The organism is Sphingobium sp. MP9-4 (genome assembly GCF_005281675.1).
GTDB classification, from domain to species: Bacteria; Pseudomonadota; Alphaproteobacteria; order Sphingomonadales; family Sphingomonadaceae; genus Sphingobium; species Sphingobium yanoikuyae.
Window position 1 is genome coordinate 22,973 of sequence record NZ_LUFI01000027.1, and the last position, 19,299, is coordinate 42,271.

Annotated in this window: 19 protein-coding genes and 1 tRNA gene; 10 read left to right on the plus strand and 10 right to left on the minus strand. The window is 64.2% G+C overall.

All coding sequences use genetic code 11. The features are described from left to right. The first annotated feature begins 208 nt into the window (after nt 1–208). The gene (locus A0U87_RS07845; protein ID WP_206366586.1) at nt 209–883 is read left to right on the plus strand and encodes a heavy metal-binding domain-containing protein; all 675 of its coding nucleotides are present in this window, start codon (nt 209–211) and stop codon (nt 881–883) included. Here the strand turns inward: A0U87_RS07845 and A0U87_RS07850 are convergent. Next, on the minus strand, nt 856–1,260 hold the full coding sequence (locus A0U87_RS07850; protein WP_048938329.1) for a hypothetical protein: 405 nt from the start codon (nt 1,258–1,260) through the stop codon (nt 856–858). The genes A0U87_RS07845 and A0U87_RS07850 overlap by 28 nt on opposite strands. A gap of 197 nt (nt 1,261–1,457) precedes the next feature. On the opposite strand from A0U87_RS07850, the gene A0U87_RS07855 reads away from it, so the two are divergent. Further along, nucleotides 1,458–1,534: transfer RNA gene (locus A0U87_RS07855), tRNA-Arg, on the plus strand. A gap of 31 nt (nt 1,535–1,565) precedes the next feature. Here the strand turns inward: A0U87_RS07855 and A0U87_RS07860 are convergent. From A0U87_RS07860 to A0U87_RS07880, 5 genes are all read right to left on the minus strand, one after another. Further along, nucleotides 1,566–2,465 carry a hypothetical protein gene (locus tag A0U87_RS07860; protein ID WP_137405427.1) on the minus strand — a complete coding sequence of 300 codons (900 nt, stop codon included), beginning with the start codon at nt 2,463–2,465 and terminating at the stop codon, nt 1,566–1,568. Then, nucleotides 2,462–4,333 (minus strand): glycosyltransferase, encoded by a 1,872-nt coding sequence (locus A0U87_RS07865; protein WP_048938331.1) that lies wholly within the window; start codon nt 4,331–4,333, stop codon nt 2,462–2,464. Before A0U87_RS07865 ends, A0U87_RS07860 begins: the two co-directional genes overlap by 4 nt. Then, the gene (locus tag A0U87_RS07870; RefSeq protein WP_048938332.1) at nt 4,333–5,922 is read right to left on the minus strand and encodes a cellulose biosynthesis cyclic di-GMP-binding regulatory protein BcsB; all 1,590 of its coding nucleotides are present in this window, start codon (nt 5,920–5,922) and stop codon (nt 4,333–4,335) included. Before A0U87_RS07870 ends, A0U87_RS07865 begins: the two co-directional genes overlap by 1 nt. Continuing rightward, the gene (locus tag A0U87_RS07875; protein WP_048938333.1) at nt 5,919–7,169 is read right to left on the minus strand and encodes an NAD-dependent epimerase/dehydratase family protein; all 1,251 of its coding nucleotides are present in this window, start codon (nt 7,167–7,169) and stop codon (nt 5,919–5,921) included. The genes A0U87_RS07870 and A0U87_RS07875 overlap by 4 nt, the downstream gene beginning before the upstream one ends. A 171-nt stretch (nt 7,170–7,340) precedes the next feature. Further along, nucleotides 7,341–7,691 carry a YciI family protein gene (locus A0U87_RS07880; RefSeq protein ID WP_048938334.1) on the minus strand — a complete coding sequence of 117 codons (351 nt, stop codon included), beginning with the start codon at nt 7,689–7,691 and terminating at the stop codon, nt 7,341–7,343. A gap of 247 nt (nt 7,692–7,938) precedes the next feature. On the opposite strand from A0U87_RS07880, the gene A0U87_RS07885 reads away from it, so the two are divergent. Beyond that, nucleotides 7,939–9,225 carry an HD-GYP domain-containing protein gene (locus A0U87_RS07885; RefSeq protein WP_048938335.1) on the plus strand — a complete coding sequence of 429 codons (1,287 nt, stop codon included), beginning with the start codon at nt 7,939–7,941 and terminating at the stop codon, nt 9,223–9,225. Nucleotides 9,226–9,244: 19 nt separating this feature from the next. Here A0U87_RS07885 and A0U87_RS07890 read toward each other — a convergent pair whose 3' ends face one another. Then, nucleotides 9,245–9,580: a GIY-YIG nuclease family protein gene (locus tag A0U87_RS07890; protein ID WP_048938336.1), complete on the minus strand. Its 336-nt coding sequence runs from the start codon at nt 9,578–9,580 to the stop codon at nt 9,245–9,247. 264 nt (nt 9,581–9,844) lie between these two features. On the opposite strand from A0U87_RS07890, the gene A0U87_RS07895 reads away from it, so the two are divergent. Continuing rightward, nucleotides 9,845–11,011 carry a cellulase family glycosylhydrolase gene (locus A0U87_RS07895; protein WP_048938337.1) on the plus strand — a complete coding sequence of 389 codons (1,167 nt, stop codon included), beginning with the start codon at nt 9,845–9,847 and terminating at the stop codon, nt 11,009–11,011. An 8-nt stretch (nt 11,012–11,019) separates the two neighbouring features. On the opposite strand, the gene A0U87_RS07900 is transcribed toward A0U87_RS07895, so the two are convergent. The 3 genes from A0U87_RS07900 to A0U87_RS07910 are packed head-to-tail and all read right to left on the minus strand — an operon-like array spanning nt 11,020 to nt 13,627. Beyond that, nucleotides 11,020–12,009, minus strand: a complete 990-nt coding sequence (locus tag A0U87_RS07900) for a DUF2891 domain-containing protein (protein WP_137405428.1) — start codon at nt 12,007–12,009, stop codon at nt 11,020–11,022. Further along, the gene (locus A0U87_RS07905; protein ID WP_137405429.1) at nt 12,006–12,944 is read right to left on the minus strand and encodes a DUF979 domain-containing protein; all 939 of its coding nucleotides are present in this window, start codon (nt 12,942–12,944) and stop codon (nt 12,006–12,008) included. The genes A0U87_RS07900 and A0U87_RS07905 overlap by 4 nt, the downstream gene beginning before the upstream one ends. Further along, the gene (locus A0U87_RS07910) at nt 12,941–13,627 is read right to left on the minus strand and encodes a DUF969 domain-containing protein (RefSeq protein WP_048938340.1); all 687 of its coding nucleotides are present in this window, start codon (nt 13,625–13,627) and stop codon (nt 12,941–12,943) included. Before A0U87_RS07910 ends, A0U87_RS07905 begins: the two co-directional genes overlap by 4 nt. A 262-nt stretch (nt 13,628–13,889) precedes the next feature. Between A0U87_RS07910 and A0U87_RS07915 the strand changes: the two genes are divergently transcribed. The 6 genes from A0U87_RS07915 (at nt 13,890) to A0U87_RS07940 (ending at nt 19,204) form a co-directional block, all read left to right on the plus strand. Continuing rightward, nucleotides 13,890–14,414 (plus strand): hypothetical protein, encoded by a 525-nt coding sequence (locus A0U87_RS07915; RefSeq protein ID WP_048938346.1) that lies wholly within the window; start codon nt 13,890–13,892, stop codon nt 14,412–14,414. A 126-nt stretch (nt 14,415–14,540) separates the two neighbouring features. After that, nucleotides 14,541–14,978, plus strand: coding sequence for a hypothetical protein (locus A0U87_RS07920; protein WP_004211071.1), 438 nt, complete (start codon nt 14,541–14,543; stop codon nt 14,976–14,978). After that, the gene (locus A0U87_RS07925) at nt 14,978–15,688 is read left to right on the plus strand and encodes a response regulator transcription factor (protein WP_004211073.1); all 711 of its coding nucleotides are present in this window, start codon (nt 14,978–14,980) and stop codon (nt 15,686–15,688) included. Before A0U87_RS07920 ends, A0U87_RS07925 begins: the two co-directional genes overlap by 1 nt. A gap of 183 nt (nt 15,689–15,871) precedes the next feature. Further along, the gene (locus A0U87_RS07930; RefSeq protein WP_004211075.1) at nt 15,872–16,570 is read left to right on the plus strand and encodes a carbonic anhydrase; all 699 of its coding nucleotides are present in this window, start codon (nt 15,872–15,874) and stop codon (nt 16,568–16,570) included. Nucleotides 16,571–16,573: 3 nt separating this feature from the next. Next, on the plus strand, nt 16,574–18,070 hold the full coding sequence (locus A0U87_RS07935) for a SulP family inorganic anion transporter (protein WP_004211076.1): 1,497 nt from the start codon (nt 16,574–16,576) through the stop codon (nt 18,068–18,070). Between the two features lie 285 nt (nt 18,071–18,355). Then, nucleotides 18,356–19,204: a TorF family putative porin gene (locus A0U87_RS07940; protein ID WP_010337000.1), complete on the plus strand. Its 849-nt coding sequence runs from the start codon at nt 18,356–18,358 to the stop codon at nt 19,202–19,204. Nucleotides 19,205–19,299: the final 95 nt, after the last annotated feature.

Consider the following 19,299-nt stretch of genomic DNA (forward strand, 5'->3'; position numbering starts at 1 on the left):
CGCTGGACCGATATTGATGTCGTTCGCGTCTTGGGCTGGTGCGATCACGCCAATTTTGACCGCAATCAGCGCCGTGATGGCGATCACGTGGTTCGGCCTCCGATTCTATCATTATGCGCGGCATGGTCGCGATATTCCGAAATAAACATTTTCGATGTGACAATAATCGCTTAAGCATGTTTGCACATTAGAAGGTATGGGGGTAGTGATGAATGACGTTTGCCTGAATTGTAACGCGACGATTACGCCGGGTTCCACTTTCAAGCTTCCAAATCCCCGCAAGTCACCTGAAACGGTCGCCTATGTAAATTTTATTCACGAAGCCAATTATCCCGATCTCTGCGAAAAGTGCGGTCCCGGCCTGATCCAAGACGCTTACATCATTATCGACCGCAAAATTTCTGAGCAGCTTGAGATGATCCAAGCGCGGATCGTCGATTATCCCATGTTCACGATGTCATGGCTTCCGGCATCGATTGACGTCCGTTTCAAGGGGATGATCACCGCAAATGTGACCGTCGGAACGGGATTTTTCAGCGAATTCAGTCAGGGATTCTCTGATTTCACTGGGGCGGTGAACGTCAAGTCGGGCATGAGCCACAAGGTCAACAAGGGAGAGGCCGCAGCCCGCTCCATCCTTGTTGAAAAGGCAATGGCTTTGGGGGCAAATTGCATCATCGGCGTCGATATCGATTACGGAACGACGGCGAACCACGCTGCGACCATAAACATGCAGGGCACCGCTGCGCTGGTCTCAAACCTTGAAGCCCTTGTGCATATCGACGAACTCGCGAAAGCGCACGAACTTCAGCAAGCTTACGATCGCGTGGCGGAATTGAGGCGTTGGAGCGCTGGTCAAATATTGGCCACTTTTGCTGCCTGATCATCGGCTAGGCGGAACGTCTCGGTAATATGGTCAGTCTCCGTTCTTCCTAGCCAATAATCCCGCTCGCCCTCGATGCGAGCCAGTTCGGCCCGATCGTTCGTCAGGCTTGCCTGATCCTCAAGGCCGCGCAGTGCGAACCAAAGAACTTTGTTGAACGATGACGTAAAGGTGGGCTGGTCCAGATGCTCTGCCTGCCCATCGGTCGTTTGCCACCATGCGGCGGGGAAGGGGCTGCGCGGAAGCGTCAGACCCAGTTCGGCCAGATCGGCAGGGGAAAGGTCGCTGCGATCGTTGAGGTCGTGGTCGGAGGCGTCGACGGTGGACCAGTCGCAGCCTGTGCCAGCAAGCATGTGAAGGGGATCGTGGGTGTTCATGATCTACTTATCTGGATCGGTTAAAACCTATCCAATCAGCCTGAGAATCTGATGCTCACCGGGGGCGTATGATACGCTCCACATAATACGCGTAGCATACGCGTGGCATACGCTGTTGCGTGATTGGGCTTAACAACATAAGACAACATGTAACAAGGAATGGCGGAAATCCGCGGTTTTTTGGAGACAGCGTTACAGCATGCGACGTCTGGTAACAGACTAGCTCAGATTCCTAATCTGAGGGCCATGGGTTCGAATCCCGTCGGGTGCACCATTTTCCTGCCTGTTAGACTGGCGCGCCGTGGCTAATGGAAGCGGATGCCGATGCGGCCGACGAAACCGCTATAGTCGCGGGTGGGGACGTTGGAATCATTACTGGCATAGCCGGCCTCGCCGAACAGGTTGATCCGCCGGGTCAGCGCCTGTTCGACGCCGCCGGTCAGGCGCAATTGCGTATCCTCCCGCTTGAAGGGATAGGCGTTGGAGAAGGCCGCCTTGTAGTTGCGATGGACCAGATAGAGCCGGCCATAGACTTCCAGCCCCTCGCGCAGCGGTGTGCGGGCGATCAGCATCGTGCCATAGCCATTATAGCTGAAGCGGTTGGCCTGCGCATTGGCATGCAGGCCCAATAGCGATCCCATGATGCGGGTCTGCCCGCCGCCCGGCCGCCAGAGATGGCGCAGTTCGCCCAGCCACTCGCTCTGGTCATAGCCCTGGAAGCGCTGTTCGCTCTGGTTGCGATAGCCGTAACGCAGGCGCACCGTGCTGGTGTGGGCAGGATTGTGGCGGTGGATGAGCTGCATATCCATGCGCGCGCGATCGAACACCCGGCCATCATCGCCCAACACATATTCATAGCTGGGCTGGAAGCGCAGCCTGGTCCGCCCCCTGGCCGCCAGTGGCCAGTCGATCTGCGCGCCGACGGTCAGCGGATAGCGATTATAATCGGCTTCCGACGGATAGATGTGGGCGCCCGCGGACGCGCGCAGGATCGCCGGGCCGGCATCATAGGCCAGGCCCACTTCGCCGGTGAACAGCGACTTGATCCCATCCTGATCGGGACTGTTGTCGACCACGTCGGGTGGCACCACGTCGAGCCCGTAGGAAAGTTCACCCTCGACCGACAGGTCGCCCGGCTTTGCCCAGCCGGCCTGAGGCATGGCGGCGAGGCCCAGCAGGGCGGCGGGAATGACGATCTGTTTCATGAGACCTCCGGCGATGAAGGGGGGGATGGCGGGGGAAGCGGATCGGGCGGCGGGCTTTGCGGCCAGGGGTCGCGCCCGATCTGGATGCGCGTGGACATCGACGTGATCGGGATCGTGAGCGCGGATTCGAGCGTGTACCAGGCGCGCAGTGCGCGGAAGAAGATATAGGGAGGCAGCGCCAGCAGGGCGCGCGGGCGGTTATTCGCCAGGATCGCGATCGCCGCGGCAACCAGGGGGGATCCGACCAGAACGGCGACGATCGCCTGCCAATGGGGCAAGGCGATCGATCTCGACGTGATGAACAGTTCGAGCAGGCCGAAGATGACGAGTGGGATCATCATCGCCCGGCGCGCGGTGTTCATCAGCATATAGGGCAGGACCAGCTTGCCGCGGATGCTGAAGTCCGGGGCGCTGATGAGCGAATGGGCGCGTGCGCTGACATGATAGACCGACCGGAACCAGCGCAGCCGCTGTTCGCGCAGATGGGCGAAGCTGGTCGGCACTTCGGACACATAGCTGACCCGATGATCGACCAGCGTGCGATAGCCCAGTTCGGCGATGCGCAGCGAGATGTCGGTATCCTCGCCATTCATGCCGGAGGCGAACTGGCCGACCCGGCGCAGCGCGTCCGCCCGATAGATGACGAACATGCCGGGAATGCCGACCAGCCCGGCCATGACGCTGAGCGCGGGCGAATAATAGCCATGCTTGACGATCACCTCGACCAGGCGCCCGGCATCGAAGATCGCGCCGCCTGGCGGCAAGGGCACGCCGCCGACCGCGCCGGCATCGGGATCGGCAAAATTCTGCATTGCCAGCGTCAGATTATCCTCGCCCACCAGCGTGTCGGCGTCGATCCGCACGATGAACGGATGGCGCGCATGCAGCACGCCTTCGTTCAGGGCATGGGCCTTGCCGGGCGTCGCGACATGCACGACCCGCCCCTTGAGCGCGGAGCAGGCGTCGATCACGGCGCGGGCGATGTCCGCCGTGCCATCGATCGAGCCATTGTCCATCACGATCAGTTCGACCTCCGCACCATAATGGGCGGCGGCGCGGTCGATATGCTGGATCGTCTGGCCGATCACATATTGTTCGTTGAAGGCGGGCACGATGACGCTGACCGGGGCGGCGAAGTCGGGGCGCGACAGGCGATAGCGTTCCGCGACGGCAACGATGTAGAGCTGGGCAAAGGTCAGCAGCACGAACAGGATGACGCCCGGACCGATGCCGCCGAGCAGGCTGATGTCGCGCATCTCCTCGAACAGCAGGATCGGTTGCTGTGCCGCCCAGATGGCGATGATCGCCGCGATCGTGCCGGCAATGGCGAGGCGGTAGAGGGCGCGGCCCTTGGGCTGGGGGCCGCGCAGCACCGGCACCGGGGCAGGCATGGTGCCGCGCCGGATGATGACGAAGGCGAAGACCGCCATGCCCGCAAGGCCCGCCATGATCTGGATCGCGGCCAGCGAAAAGGGGGTGCCGACATAGGCGAACAGCGCCACGCTGCCCAGGTCAAGGATGGTGCAGAGCGCCATGTAGCGCAGGCACAGGTCGAGGCAGAGCAGGATGCGCGCCCGCACCGATCCCGCTGCATAGAGCGAGAAGGAGATGAAATAGGAATAGATGAAGGTCCGGATCGAGATCGCGCTGAAGCCCAGATAGGGGCCGAACACATAATCATGGGTGCGGAAGAAGCGGTCGAGAAAACCCAGTTCGAACAGCCATAGCTGGAACAGGGCGATGGTCGTGAAGGTCAGCAGCAGGGCGGGTGCGCGCAACATCGATACCGGGCGGGCCAGCCCGCCGGCGAAACTGTCCGTCGACTGGAAATTGGCCTGGGTCCGGTCATAATCCGGGGGCGGCGGCATCAGGGGGCAGGGGCTGTTGCGCGCAGCGGGGTGGTCGCCGGCGTGGCGGGCGGCGGGACGGGAACCGGGCGATGGACCGTCACCAGCAGGGCCACGGCGGCCCCGGCCGCCGATGCACCACGCGCGAAGGGTTCCACCATGACGCCTTCGCGCCGGTCATCGGGGAAGTGGACCAGCCATTGCCGTCCGGCGGGGCGGACCCGTGCCAGCGCGCCGGCAATGTCGCCCGTCAGCACCTCGATCGTGGTGCCCGGCCTTTGGGTGCCGAAGGCAAGGGCGCTGGGCCGCATCTGACCCAGCAACTGGGCTGTGGCCTGTCCCTGCGGTGCGGTCAGTGCGCCGGCCTTCAAGGCGACCGGGCGATTGGCCGCAAGCAGGCCCCGCAACTGGACGATCGCCGGCACAAGCCGTTCGCCGCCGCCCCGCAAGATGGTTTCCGGCAGCATTTCCGCGGCGATCAGACGGCGCGCGCCGCACCGCATTTCTTCCCGCTCATGCGCGGTCAGGGTGATTTCCAACTGGTTGCGATCCAGATGATCGGCGGTCGGCAGCGCTATCGAATGGCTGAAGCGCTGATCCTCGTCGGTCAGGGTGCGGGTGAAAAGCAGATGATCGTTGAGCGTCACGAACAGCGCGGTGCGGGTTTCGGCGATCGGCCCGAGCAGCAGGCGCAGGTCGAGCGCGGACGGCAGCTCGCCATTGGGCAATTGCCCGACATCATAGCGATAGCGCCAGGTGGTTTCCCGATCGAAACGGCGCGCGCCGCCATTCTCGATCGCGCTGACCAGGCTAACCGGATAGCGCAGCGCCTGCGTCCGGCCGGGACGGATCGCTGCGCCCTTGTCGATGTCGGTCAGCGCCTGGGCGGCATAGCCGCTTTCGCCAAAATAGATGCCATAGCCTTTCTCGCTCAGCCGTGCGGCGGCGAGCAGGGTGGCGAGATCCGCCGCCTTGTCATCCTCGTCCCATTTGACCGGGATCAGGTCGCCCCACAAGGCGAGCCGGTCGCGGGTGGTGGACGGCGCCTTGTCCAGTTTGAGGTGCAGGCCGCTTTCCGGCAGGATCGTGACGACGGCGGCCAGCGCTTCATTGGGCGTGCATTCGGCCATCGGGCCACGCCCGACCAGCGCCAGTTTGACCTCCAACTGGCCCGAGGCCAGTTCGGCGGGGGTCAGTTCGATCTTGGCGCGCCGTTTGAAGCGCCCCTGGTTCAGCACGACGTCGGCGCGCTTGACCCCGTTGATGCTGATCCGCAGCGCACCTTCGGCATCGGGCACGGCGTCGGTCGCGAAGGCGATATTATAGGTGCCGCTGAGCGGCCGGCTATCGGTCGGCAGGCGGAAGAGCTTGCTGGCATAGGCCGGAAAGCCGGACAGGATCAGGGGATTGTCCGGGTGCGACTGCGCCACGAACACGTCGCGTCCATCGACGTCGATGAAGGGGATGGAGCCGCGCTGATAATCCTCGAACAGAGGGTCGCCCAGCCGGACGTTGCGGCCCATGACCGTGTCGAACAGGCCGCTCTGGCCGATCGCGATCAGCAGGCCGATGAACAACAGCGCCTGAAGGCAGATGACCCATAATCTCATCGGCCCGCTCCCGCCACGCCGGACAGGGCGGGATGGACCGTCTCGATCGACCCCGCCTGGTCGAGCGCCGCCTGCTGTTCGCGCGTCCAGGCCGTGCGTGCCGGGATGTGGCGCTGGTCGACGCGGTCGGCATAACGGGCGGAAATTTCCAGCGTCTCGGCCAGCAGGCCGTCGGTCAGCAGGATCGGGTCGAGGCCCAGCGCGCGGAAGGTGGCGTTGCTGACGTCGAGGTCATTTTCTGCCGCTTCCTTGCGGGGGTTGGGCAGATATTCGATCGCCGCGCCGGTCAGGTCGGATACCAGAAGGGCAAGGTCGCGCACGCGCAGGCTTTCGGCGATCTGGTTGATGATCTTGACCCGGTCGCCGCGCTCCGGCGGATGGGCAACGGCGAGCGCAATGCAGCGCACCGTGTCCTGGATGTTGAGGAAGGCGCGGGTCTGGCCGCCGGTGCCATGGACGGTCAGCGGATGGCCGAGCGCCGCCTGCACCAGAAAGCGGTTGAGCACGGTGCCATATTCGCCCTCATAATCGAACCGGTTGATGAGCGCGGGGTGGCGTCGCGTCTCCGCCGTCTGGGTGCCCCAGACGATGCCCTGGTGCAGGTCGGTGATGCGCAGCCGGTCATTCTGGGCATAGAATTGGAACAGCAGCTGATCGATCGACTTGGTCATGTGATAGACGCTGCCCGGCCGGGTCGGATACAGGATTTCCCAGTCATGCGGGGCACCGGCATCGTCGTGGATCTGGACGGTCAGATAGCCTTCGGGGATTTCGAAGCCGGCACCGCCATAGCCATAGACGCCCATGGTGCCGAGATGGACGAGATGCGCGTCGAGGTCGCAGGCGACCAGCGCGGTCAGGACATTGTGGGTGCCGCCGACATTGTTGTTGACGGTATAGCGCTTCTCGGTCGGTCCGCGCATCGAATAGGGGGCGGCGCGCTGTTCGGCGAAATGGACGATCACGTCGGGGCGCTCCTCCGCCAGCAGGGCAAGGAGGCGGGCATAATCCTGGGCGACGTCGAGATAATGGAAGCGGATGGTCCGCCCGCTGACCTGGTGCCAGGCATCCAGCCGCTGGTCGACCATGGCGATCGGCGTCAGGCTGTGGACGCCCAGTTCCGCGTCGATCCGGCGACGCGAAAGATTGTCGATGATGACGACCTCATGGCCCAGTTCGGACAGATGCAACGCTGTCGGCCAGCCGCAAAAGCCGTCGCCGCCGAGCACGAAAATCTTTTTCGCCACACGATCTCCTGTCCTTGGCGCGCGCCGCACCGGAAATGTGCGCGGCGGCCGGCAATCGAGAAGAAGGGAGGTCGGATGATCCCGCTTAGTCGGCCCAAGAGCTATCGGGGTAAATACCGAGTGCCGGGAAAAACGGCATCAGATCAATGCAATGCAAGGATATGAGGGGCGCTACGCCCATTCGTGGAAAGGGCGGATCTCGATTTCGCTGGGGCCGGGCATGGGGTTGGGGCAGCGTTTCACCCAGGCGACGGCTTCGTCCATATCGGCCACTTCCCATAGCCAGAAGCCCGCGACCAGTTCGCCGACCTGGGGAAAGGGGCCATCGATGACGCGGCGATCGGCGCCGTCGAAGGCGATACGCTTGCCATGAGAGGAGGGGAGCAGGCCGTCGGCCATGCGCAATATGCCGGCCGCTTCCAGTTCGTCGTTGAAGCGGCCCATCGCCGCCATCATCTCCGGGTCGGGCGGGCCGCCTGCCTCGCTGTCCCGCGTCGCCTTCACCAGCACCATCACGCGCATCGATCGCCTCCCTGTCCGGACCGCAGGAGGATAAGCGAAAATGGCCGATTGCGGTAGGCGCAGCGACATCATCGGCCGGTACAGGAGGCTGCCTCCCGCGACCGGGAAGAGAATTGCCGGCTTTCAAGCAGTTGCCGCACCTGCATGCGACGAAGCGAAGCTGCACTTTCGCGGCTGGAAGGGGGATCTTAACCTTTTGGAAAGGCACGACCTGCGAAATGAAAGCGGGGACTACGGGGCCGTATAAATGCTGAAAAAAATCCGCACCCAGGACGTGAAACTGGGGATGTTCTTGCACAAGCTGGACGGGTCGTGGTTTTCCCACCCCTTCTGGAAGCGCAAGATGCTGCTCGACGATCCCGAGCAACTGGCGGACTTGCATGCCAGCAAGGTCGAGTGGGTGACGATCGACGTGTCGCGCGGTGCGGATGTGGCCCCGGCCCAGCCGGTGCCATCCCGCGTGGTGCCGATAGCCGAGCCGCGCGAACGGGTGTTCGGCCGTGCCGGGCCGACGATCGTGCGCCGCGCCGCGCCCCAGCCGGTCGACCGTCCCTTCGACCCGCTGTCCAAGGACAAGCTGCCGATCCGCGCCGAGATGGTCCATGCCCAGCGGCTGGCGCGCAAGTCGGGTCGCACCATGCGCAAGCTCTATGAGGATGTGCGGCTGGGCAAGGCGGTGAAGGCGGCCAAGCTGGAAACCATGGTCGACGAGATTTCCAGTTCCGTGCAGCGCAATCCGCACGCCTTCATGGCGATCACGCGGATGAAGAATAGTGGCGAATATCTGTATCAGCATGCGCTGTCGGTCTGCGCGCTGATGATCGGCCTTGCCCAGCAGATGCACCTGTCGCCCGACGATATCCGCAAGGCTGGCCTGGCCGGCCTGCTGATGGACATGGGCATGGCCCATGTGCCGCAGGAAGTGTGGGACAAGGATGCGCCGCTGACGCCGGAGGAGTGGGACGTGGTCAAGAGCCACACCACGCTGGCGCATGAATTCCTGACCCTGGGCGGCGAAATGCCGGCGGAAGTGCTGGACGTGTGCCTCAACCATCATGAGCGGCTGGATGGCAGCGGCTATCCCAATGGCCTGGCCGGCGAGCAGATCGGCATGTTCGCGCGCATGGCCGCGATCTGCGACAGCTATGACGCCATGACGTCCAATCGCTTGCACCGCAGTGGCGAAGACCCGTCGCGCGCCTTGCTGAAGATCGACGAGGATGGCGGCGCGCTGTTCGACGCGGAAATCTTCCAGGCGTTTCAGCGCGCGGTCGGCATCTATCCGATCGGGTCGCTGGTGCGGCTGCGATCGCACCGGCTGGCGATCGTGGTCGAGCAGAATCCCGATGACCTGACCCTGCCCAAGGTCCGCCCCTTCTATTCGCTCGCCGACCGGGCGTTCGAGAAGAGCGAGGATATCGATCTCGGCAATTGCTTCGGCGCGGACCAGATCATCACCCGCGAGACGCCCGAAGGATGGGACATGAGCGAATGGCCGGCGATGAGTGCCAAGCTGCTGGCAGTCGCAAGCTGAACCAGGGCAGGCGGCTCGGTCAGATCCGCGTCGCCTGCAACTCTTCCGTCCATTGGAGCAGGCGCTCCTTCAACCGGCGGTCGCGGCCGGCCCCGAGATCATCCGCTTTCAGCCGTTCGAGAATCTCGAAACCGAAGGCGTCTTCGCCATGGGTATTCCAGGCGTCCTGGAGGCCGGGATGCCGATCATTGCCCAGTCGCAGGGTGAACCAGAGCCGGTTGCGGATCGTGGCGAGATTGAGCGCGCTGCCAACCCAGCGCTGGTCCGAGGGCGCGCAATATAGGGTGTAAATGCCGCTTTCGACTTTCTGCTCCCTGTAGGCGGCGATCGCGGCCCGCTTTTCCTCTTCGGTCATGGAATAAGTCTAATATTACCCGGATATATTTTCAAACGATATTTGTCCGGGTTCAATTTGGCTCGATTCGACGGTAGTGGGAACGTCGGTCTACCCCCATTTCTCTGGCGGATGGAGAGCTTCGCATAAGGGAAAACCCATATGGCGCATTATTCGAACAACCTGCCGGAGGCTTAACCAAATCGTGCAACCGGGGTGAAGACATTGCCTGACTATGCTGGCTAAGGGCCCGCCTCCTTTGGGTCTGACAGGATAGATAATTTCATGAAAAAGATGGGGGGCGGCATTGCAGCCGCAGGGGTTGCGATTGCCGCGACGGGTGTTTTTGCGGCCGTTTCGCTATCGGGCGGAGATGCCGGTACGCCCGAAGCACGGGTGATTACCATCCCGTCATCGGCCAGCTCGATGCCGGTTGTCAGCAGCAGCACGACGGTGCCGACGACAACGGCGGCGCAGGCCTTTACCGCTGCGATAGCCGCTGGGCCTGCCGGTGCGACGACAAGCACGTCCAAGGTTCTGCCTGGGATCAATATCTCCGGCGGCGAATTTGGCGGCACCGGCGGCAAGCTTGGCAGCAACTATATCTATCCCAGCACGGCCGAGATGCGCAGCTATGCGGCGCAGGGCTTCAAGCTGTTGCGCGTGCCGTTCCGCTGGGAACGGTTGCAGCCCGACCTTTACGGTCCTCTGTCGGAGGTCGATCGCAAGGCGCTGAAGTCGGTCGTGACCCAGGCCAATGCGCTGGGCCTGACCGTCATCCTGGACATGCATAATTATGGTGCGCGCCAGGTGAAGGGTGCCACCGCTCTTGTCGGCAGCGGCACATTGGCGACGACGGCACTCACCGACGCCTGGGTCAAGATAATGGAGGACTATCGCTCCAATTCCAATGTCTGGATCGGCCTGATGAACGAGCCGAACCGGCAGAATGTCACACAATGGTGGGCGATCGCCGGGCAGGTGACCAAGGATATCCGTGCCCAGAAGATCAGCAACAAGCTGCTGATTCCCGGCACGGCCTGGACCGGGGCGCATAATTGGGTGAGTTCGGGCAATGCCGCGCAGGCGGTGAAGTTCGTCGATCCCGGCAAGAATTACGCCTTTGAAGTGCATCAATATCTGGATGCCTGGTCGACCGGCACCACCGACAAGTGCGAGGTCAAGGCCGGCCAGCGCGTGAATGCGGCGCTGACCTGGGCCGAGAAGTACAAGGTGAAGCTGTTCTTCGGCGAGATTGCCGCGTCGGGCCAGCCGCAATGCGCGAAGGAATATCCCGACATGCTGCGCCGTCTGAAGACGTCGTCGGCGGTGCTGGGCTGGACCGCCTGGGGCGGCGGCGCCTGGTGGGCCTATGACTATATGTTCCGTCTCCAGTCGCGCACGACCACGCCGACGGCACATATGAAGCTGCTGCTCGCCAACATGCCCTGAGGCTGGCGCTACTCCAATGCCAGCAGGGCGAAGCTGGTCAGCCAATGTTCCCCCATATAGTCGCCGGCTATGTGGGGGAGCGCGGCGTCGAGATGGACGAGGGCCGCCTGCTCGGCGATCGGCGCGATCGGCGTGTCGGCACCCAGCGCGGCGGCGATGCCGCGCCAGCACCAGGCGCGGCTGAGGTTGAGGCCGTCGAGATGGGCGATCTTGCCGTCGCTGCGGTCCGACACAGTGGCCGGGGTGAACAGGGTGGCCGGCTGGCCGGTCAGAAGATCGGGCAGGAAGGCGCCGAACCAGTCGGCAAATTCATCGCGCGCGAGCAGCCGGCTCATCAGCAGCGCTTCGGTGAGCGCCGAGGAGAGAAATTCGTCGCCGCCCGGTTCCCAGGCCTGGCAGGCGCGGTCCTGGCCGAACCAGGCAAGGGCACGCTCGCGGATCAGCGCCTGGAGCGCGGGATCGCGGTCCTTGGCCCAGTCATAAGCGTGGATCAGCGCGAAGCTGCTGTTGAAATGGGTGCCGACGCGCAGCGGATAGGTCATTTTCGGCAGGAAGGCGTGGAAGCGCGCGGCGAAATCGAGCGCCAGCGGTTCGATCGCGGCGGCCCAGGGCCCGTCCTGCCGGGCAAGTTCGGCATGGAGCGCGAGCAGCCAGGCCCAGCCATAGGGGCGCTCGAACCCGCCGGCGGTCGGGCGGGTGAGGAAAGCGCGTTCGCCCGCAACCTTGTCCGGGACCAGCATCATGTCGGCGCGGGCGCGGATGGCATCGGCCTGGGCCATGTCGGGATAGAGGCGGCGCAGGCGCATCACCTGCCACCAGCCATGGACGCAGCTGTGCCAGTCATAGCTGCCATGGAAGATCGGATGATGGTCCGCCGGGATGCGCGCATCCTCCGGTCCCTGATAGGTCAGGTCCATCTTGTAGGGATATTGCCGCCCCAGATGGGACAGGGTGAGGGCGGCGAAACGGTCGGCAATATCTTGGGTCAGTCGGGTCATCGGAAGGCCAGCCAATAGATCAGGAGGATGTTGACGCAGAGCAGGGGGAGGGCGGTGCCGACCTGGCGGCGGATCACGCCATATTCATCCTTGAGCTGCAGCAGCGCGGCGGGGAGGAGGTTGAAATTGGCGGCCATCGGCGTCAGCAATGTGCCGCAGAAGCCTGCGAGCATGCCGATCGCGCAGATGATCGCCGGATCGCCATGATAGTGGTGGATCAGCAGCGGGATGCCGATCGCGGCAGTCATCACCGGGAAGGCGGCAAAGGCATTGCCCATGACGATGGTGAAGAGCGCCATGCCCAGGCCATAGGCGATCACTGCGCCGAGCAGGCTGCCATCGGGAATGGCGAGGCGGACGATGCCGCCGACGACATCGCCAACGCCGGCGAGCGCGAACACCGCGCCAAGGCTGGCCAGCATCTGCGGCAATATGCCCACCCAGCCGACCGAGTCCATCAATTGCCGCCCCTGTTGCAGGGCGACGATTGGCCGGGCGCGCAGCCAGGTGCAGCCGATGGCGAGCGCGATCAGGACGCCGAGCGCCAGCGAAATGAGGGTGGTCTGCTTGGGATCGATCCAGGCGGGGAACGCCTTGAACAGGAAGGTGCCGGCCAGCGCGGTGACGGGGATGACCAGGGCGATGACGAACAGGCCATTGCCATGACGGTCGGCGCGCGCCTGCCGCTCCGCCAGCGGCACGCCGCCGCTGCCGCGACCCAGCCCCTTGAAGCCGGCGATGGCGACGAGGCCGAGGACAAGGACGCCATTGCCGATCTCACCGATCCGGTCGCCCGCCCACATGCTGAGCGCCAGCAACGCCCAGAAGGCGGCGGTGGTGAATCGACGCGGGTTGCTGCGGTCGGCGGCGCCGAGCAGGGCATAGCCCGCGAACACCGCGCCCATCAGCGCGTAGACCCAGTGGAGGGTGATCATGCGGTGTGCTCCGCTTCCTTGGCGCCCTGCGCGTTCAGCCGGCGGTCGAGCCGCCACAGGCGAAAGCCGTGGATCAGCAGCGCGGCGATCGCGGTCGGGATTGCCCAGACCGAGAGCTGGAGCGGTTCGAGCAATATGCCATATTGCTCCAGCAGCCCCTTGATCAGCAGGATCGACCCGATGGCGAGGAAGATATCCTCGCCAAAGAAGACGCCGACATTGTCGGTCGCGGCGGCCCAGGCCTTGATCTCGTCGCGCTGCTCCTCATCGAGCGCGCCGGCCTGTTTCTCGGCCGCGGCTTCGGCAATCGGGGCGACCAGCGGCCGCACGGTCTGGGCATGGCCGGCGACCGAGATCAGGCCCATGGCGGCCGAAATCTGACGGGCGACCAGGTAGAAGAGGAGGAAGCGGCCGGTGGTAGCGCCGCGCATCCGGTCAATGAGGCCGCGCGCCCGTTCCTGAAGCCCATGCGCTTCGAGCAGGCCGATCACCGGCAGCACCACCCAGACGACCGAGACATAGCGCGAGTCGTTGAACGCCTTGCCAAAGGCGGCGAGGATGGTGAGCGGATCGAGCCCGGCGGCAAGGCCGGTGGCGATGGCCGAGGCCAGGATCACCAGCAGCGGATTGAAGCGCAGCACGAAGCCCGCGACGATCAGGGCGATGCCCAGCAACACCCACATTAGTCGTTCGCGTCCCGCAGTCGTCCGTCCGTCATCGCCATGGGGTAGCGGCAATGCAGGCCGCTGGCCATAGGCGGTTGAAATCCGGTGCGATGGTCGCACCGGTCGCACCGGACCGTCGGTTCACATCTTTTCCGAAAATCCTGATGGCCAATGACATCGGCCTGACATAGTTGGAGGAGACAGGGGCGTATCAGACGTGGACGGCCAGACCCAAAAATGGGGCGGACGTGGAATTATTCGGAGAGAGCCTTTGACCATCATGGCGATCGATTTCGAGGCGTCGTGCCTGCCCCGGCACGGACGATCTTTCCCGATCGAAGTGGGCATAGCGGGCGGCGGCATTGCCCGCAGCTGGATCATTCGACCTCATGCAGCCTGGGCCGGCTGGGACTGGACCGCCGAAGCCGAGGCGCTGCACGGCCTATCGCGCGCGCGGATCGAGGCGGAGGGCGAGCCGGCGGACGTGGTGCTGGCACAACTGGCGGCGGCGGTTGCCGGCTGCCGCGTGGTCGCCGACAGCGTGATCGATCAATATTGGCTGCAGACGCTGGCCGATACGGAGGCCGTGGTGGCGCCGTTCGCGATCGATCATGTCTCATTGTTGCTGGATGAGTGGGGCGCGGACGAGCCGCGGATCGCGGCCGCCATGGCCCATGCCGATGCGCTGCATACCGCGCGGCACCGCGCCGTGGCCGATGCACTGTGGCTTTCCGGGCTGATCGAGGCCCTGTCGGGGGCGGCGCGGCCGCTTCAGGCCAGCCCGGTAATCGCAAGGGTCGCTTGACGACATGCTGCGGCACAGCAATAATTTGTAACGTTCGGCATATTGGGGAGACATTCTCCCTGCCTAAACCCGTCGGAAGGATCCCGCTTATTGCTGGATATTGTCTGTTTCGAAGGGAAGCCATCCATGTTGCCGATCCTTGCCAGTGTCGCGGCGCTCGCCGCTTCCTCCACCCCGATCCACAGCGCCGAACTGACTCACGGCGCCCAGGCCTATACGGCCAGCTATCACACCGCATCGTCGGTGCGCTTCACCCAGGTCGAGCCGCGCTTCGGCAACCGCAATGCCATTCCGGTCTGCCGCTGGCAGGCCGATGTGCGCGTCGACCGCGCCGTCGCGGCCCAGGGCCAGTCGGTGCCGGCCTTCGGCAAGGCGGTCCATCGCTTCGCCCCGCTGTCGGGCAGCTATGCCGGCACCTGTGCCGCCGCCCGCAGCCAGGTGGATGCCGAGGTCGCCCGCTATGCCAGCGCCCGCAATGCCGAGGCCGTGTCGGTCGCGCAGCAGGACCGCGCCGTGCTGGTGAATGAACTGGACAGCGTACGCGCGCTGACCGTGAAGGGCTGATGAGTCCACCGCTGATACTGGTCGCCGAGACGCAGCAGGATTTGCGGCACAAGGTGCGCGAATTTCTGGAGCAGAGCGGGTTTCGCGCTCTGCCTGCGGCCTCGTCGAGCGATATATTCAGTGCCATGGACCGGATGCCGGTCGGCGCGGTCGTGCTGGATGCAGGACTGCGCGGGCCGGACGGCATGGACCTGTGTCGTGACGTGCGTGAGCGTAGCGACGTGCCGATCATCCTGGTCGGCGCCGACAGCAGCGAGGTCGACCGGGTGGTCGGCCTGGAACTGGGCGCCGACGACTATATGGCCAAGCCCTATTCGACCCGCGAACTCGCGGCGCGGCTGCGCGCCGTGCTGCGGCGCGGGCGCAGCGAGCGGGCGCTGGGCCTGCGGCGTCAGACCCAGGCGCGCTTCGACGACTGGGTGGTCGATTTCGCCCGGCGCGAAGTGACCGACCCGGCCGGCGCGCTGGTCGAACTGACGGCGGCGGAATTTTCGCTGCTCGCCGTGTTGCTGGATCATGCCCAGGCGGTGATTGCCCGTGCGCGGCTGATGGAACTGGCGGGCGTGCGCGATGCGCCCTCGTCCGATCGCAGTGTCGACGTGCTGATCAGCCGGTTGCGACGCAAGTTGTCCCATGAGGGACGGCCCGCCGCGATCGTGACTGTTCGTGGCGTCGGATACATGTTCAGCGCGGTCGTCGACCGGCGCTGACCCTCCCGAAAAGGCGCGCTGATGGCGGTTTTCCGCCATTTGGCGCGCCTGTCGGGCGCTTTGCATCCCAGACATGATTTTTAACAATTCCGCTGCGCCGCAGCAAAATCTGCTGCGTATTTTGCAAGCTAGGCCGGTCCGCCCCCTGACCGGCAACGCAATAGCAATAAGAGGATGAAAGCCATGAACGAGCTTATCGGTCGTGTATTCAGTTTCGAGACCAAGGTCTTCCCGAACGAAAGCACGCTCTACAATCAGTTGGCCAGCCATGGTCAGAGCCCCAAGGCGCTGATGATCTCCTGCGCCGACTCGCGCATCGTTCCCGAGCACATCATGCAGGCCCAGCCGGGCGACCTGTTCGTCTGCCGCAATGCTGGCAATATCGTGCCGCCGCATGACAGCCAGCTGGGCGGCGTGACCGCCACGGTCGAATATGCCGTCATGGTGCTGGGCGTGCGCGACATCATCGTGTGCGGTCACAGCGACTGCGGCGCGATGAAGGCGCTGGCCACCGACGCCGACCTGACCGGCATGCCCAATGTCGCCGCCTGGCTGCGCCACAGTCATGCCGCGCAGAAGCTGTGCCGCGAATCCTATCCTGCCGACCTGGATGCCGCCGAAAAGCTGCGCAACATGGCGCTGGAAAATGTCGTCGTACAGCTGTCGCACCTGCGCACCCATCCGTCGGTCGCGTCGGGCATCGCCCGCGGCGAGATTGCCCTGCATGGCTGGTATGTCGACATCCATGCCGGCCAGGTCCTGGGTCTGGACGGTGAAACCGGCCGTTTCTCGGTGCTGCGCGAAGGGCAGAAGCTGCCCGTGGCGCTGCCGCATGGGCGTCGCCTGGCCGGCGAATCGCTCATCGCACAAGCTGCGGAGTAAATCATGTTGAAGGCCTTTTCCGGCGGCACGTTCAGCCGCGACTTCACGGCGTCGATCGTCGTGTTCCTGGTGGCCATGCCGCTGTGCATGGGCATCGCCATTGCCTCCGGCGTGCCGCCGGAAAAAGGCCTGATCACCGGCATCATCGGCGGCCTGGTCGTCGGCCTGCTGGCGGGTTCGCCGCTGCAGGTCAGCGGTCCGGCGGCCGGTCTTGCGGTCATCGTCTTCGAAATCGTGCGGGAACAGGGGCTGTCCGCCCTTGGCCCCATCCTGATCCTGGCAGGCGCGATCCAGATCGTCGCCGGCCTGCTGAAGGTCGGCGGCTGGTTCCGCGCCATTTCGCCGGCGGTCGTGCATGGCATGCTGGCGGGCATCGGCGTGCTGATCGTCGTCGGCCAGTTCCATGTGCTGTTCGATGACAAGCCGCTGTCGAGCGGTCTGCACAATCTGATCGCGATGCCGGGCCAGATATTGGGCCTGACCAATCAGGATGCGGCCACCGCCTTCGCTGTCGGCCTGGTCACCATCGGCGCGATGCTGGGCTGGGAGAAGTTCCGCCCCGCATCGATGAAGCTGGTGCCGGGGGCGCTGGTCGGCGTTGTCGCCGCGACGCTGGTCGCCTTCGCGCTCGGCCTGCCGGTCGCCCGTGTTGTCGTGCCGGAATCGATCCTGTCTGCCATCAGCCTGCCCGAGCAGGGCCTGCTGGCGCAGCTGATGAGCCCGACGATCATCACCACCGCCATCGCGATCGCCTTCATCGCCAGTGCCGAGACTTTGCTGTCGGCCGCTGCGGTCGACCGCATGCATGATGGCGTGCGCACCAATTATAACCGCGAACTGAGCGCGCAGGGGGTGGGCAACCTGCTCTGCGGCGTGGCTGGCGCGCTGCCGATGACCGGCGTCATCGTCCGCTCGTCCGCCAACGTCCAGGCCGGCGCCAAGACCCGCCTGTCGGCGATCCTGCATGGCGCCTGGATCCTGGGCTTCGTCGCGTTGCTGCCCTGGCTGCTGCGCGAAGTGCCGATGGCGGCGCTGGCTGGCATTCTGGTCGTGACCGGCTTCCGTCTGGTCAGCCTGTCGCACGTCAAGCATCTGTTCCACCTCTATGGTCCGCTGCCGGCGATCGTGTGGGCCGCGACGCTGATCTGCGTCGTCGCGACCGACCTGCTGACCGGCGTGCTGGTGGGCATCGGCCTGTCGCTGATCGAACTGATCCCCCATGCCAGCCGCCTGCGCCTGGGCGTCGAGGAAGCCAGCCGCGGCGATGCGCATGAAGTGGCGCTGCACGGCACGGCGAGCTTCCTGAGCCTGCCCAAGCTGTCGGCCAAGCTGGAATCGGTGCCGGCGGGGCAACTGGTCATCCTCAATGTCGAGCGCCTGACCCATATCGACCATACCTGCGCCGAAATGGTGCGCGAATGGGCCGATCGCCGCACCGGCGCTGGCGCCAAGGTGGAGCTGTTCGGCGCGACCGGACGGATGCGCCAGCTCGTCGCCTGACAGGAGCCAGCATGACAGAAAAGCCGCCGCATCCCCGGATGCGGCGGCTTTTTCATGTTCAGATGCAATTCAGACATCAAATAGAAACAATATCGCTGGCAATTAGAAAAAAACCGTGATCGCTATATCACAGCGCCTCTCTTCCCTTGTGCAGATGCGAAGATAGAGGTTTGCGCCGACGGCTGGCGAGAATAGTCGAGTAGTCATCCGCCGGTACGGAAGACGATATTCCAACAGATCTTCGGGCCGCGGATGCAGGACGGAACATTCTTTCGTAAAAGGGGAATGTTCATGAAGTATCAAATCGCTTGTGCCGCTCTGGCTCTGATGTCGAGTGCGCCGGCCTTCGCCCAGGAAGAACCCGCAGGCCCGGTCACCGTGACCGGCAGCGTCGGCCTGGTTTCCGATTATCGCTTCCGTGGTGTTTCGCAGTCCGATCGCGGCATGGCGATCCAGGGTGGCCTGACCGCAACCCATGAAAGCGGCGTCTATGTCGGCACCTGGGGTTCCAACCTGTCGGGCTGGGGCACCTTTGGCGGCGCCAACATGGAACTGGACCTGTTCGCAGGCTATGCCATTCCTCTGGGCGACAGCGGCGCGACGCTGGACCTCGGCCTGACCTGGTACATGTACCCGTCGGGCGCCGACAAGACCGACTTCGCCGAACCCTATGTGAAGCTGTCGAGCCAGGTCGGCCCGGTCAAGGGGCTGCTCGGCGTGGCCTATGCCCCCAAGCAGGAAGCGCTGGGCAAGTGGTGCAGCGACGCTGATTGCACCATCTACAAGCCGGGTGACAAGGAAGATAATTTCTACATCTGGGGCGATGTCAGCGGTGCGATCCCGAACACCCCGGTTAGCCTGAAGGCGCATCTGGGCTGGTCGAACGGCAATAGCGGCCTGGGCCCGAACGGCACGTCGGTCGCGCCGACCGGCAAATATCTCGACTGGCTGGTCGGAGCCGACCTGGCCGTGCCGGGCACGCCGCTGACGCTGAGCATCGCCTATGTCGACACCGACATCGCTCGCGTCGAGGAAAATTATCTGCGTCCCAACTTCCAGGTCGCGGACGGCGATAATTTTGGCAAGTCGATCGCGCGCAGCACGGTCGTCTTCTCGATCTCGGCCGCTTTCTGATCTTTACGGATCGGGCCCGTTCGCGCGGGCCCGATCTGCTGTATTTCCGGGCCTTATCTTGTGCCGAGCTGTCGCCGGCGTGACAAATTGTTGCT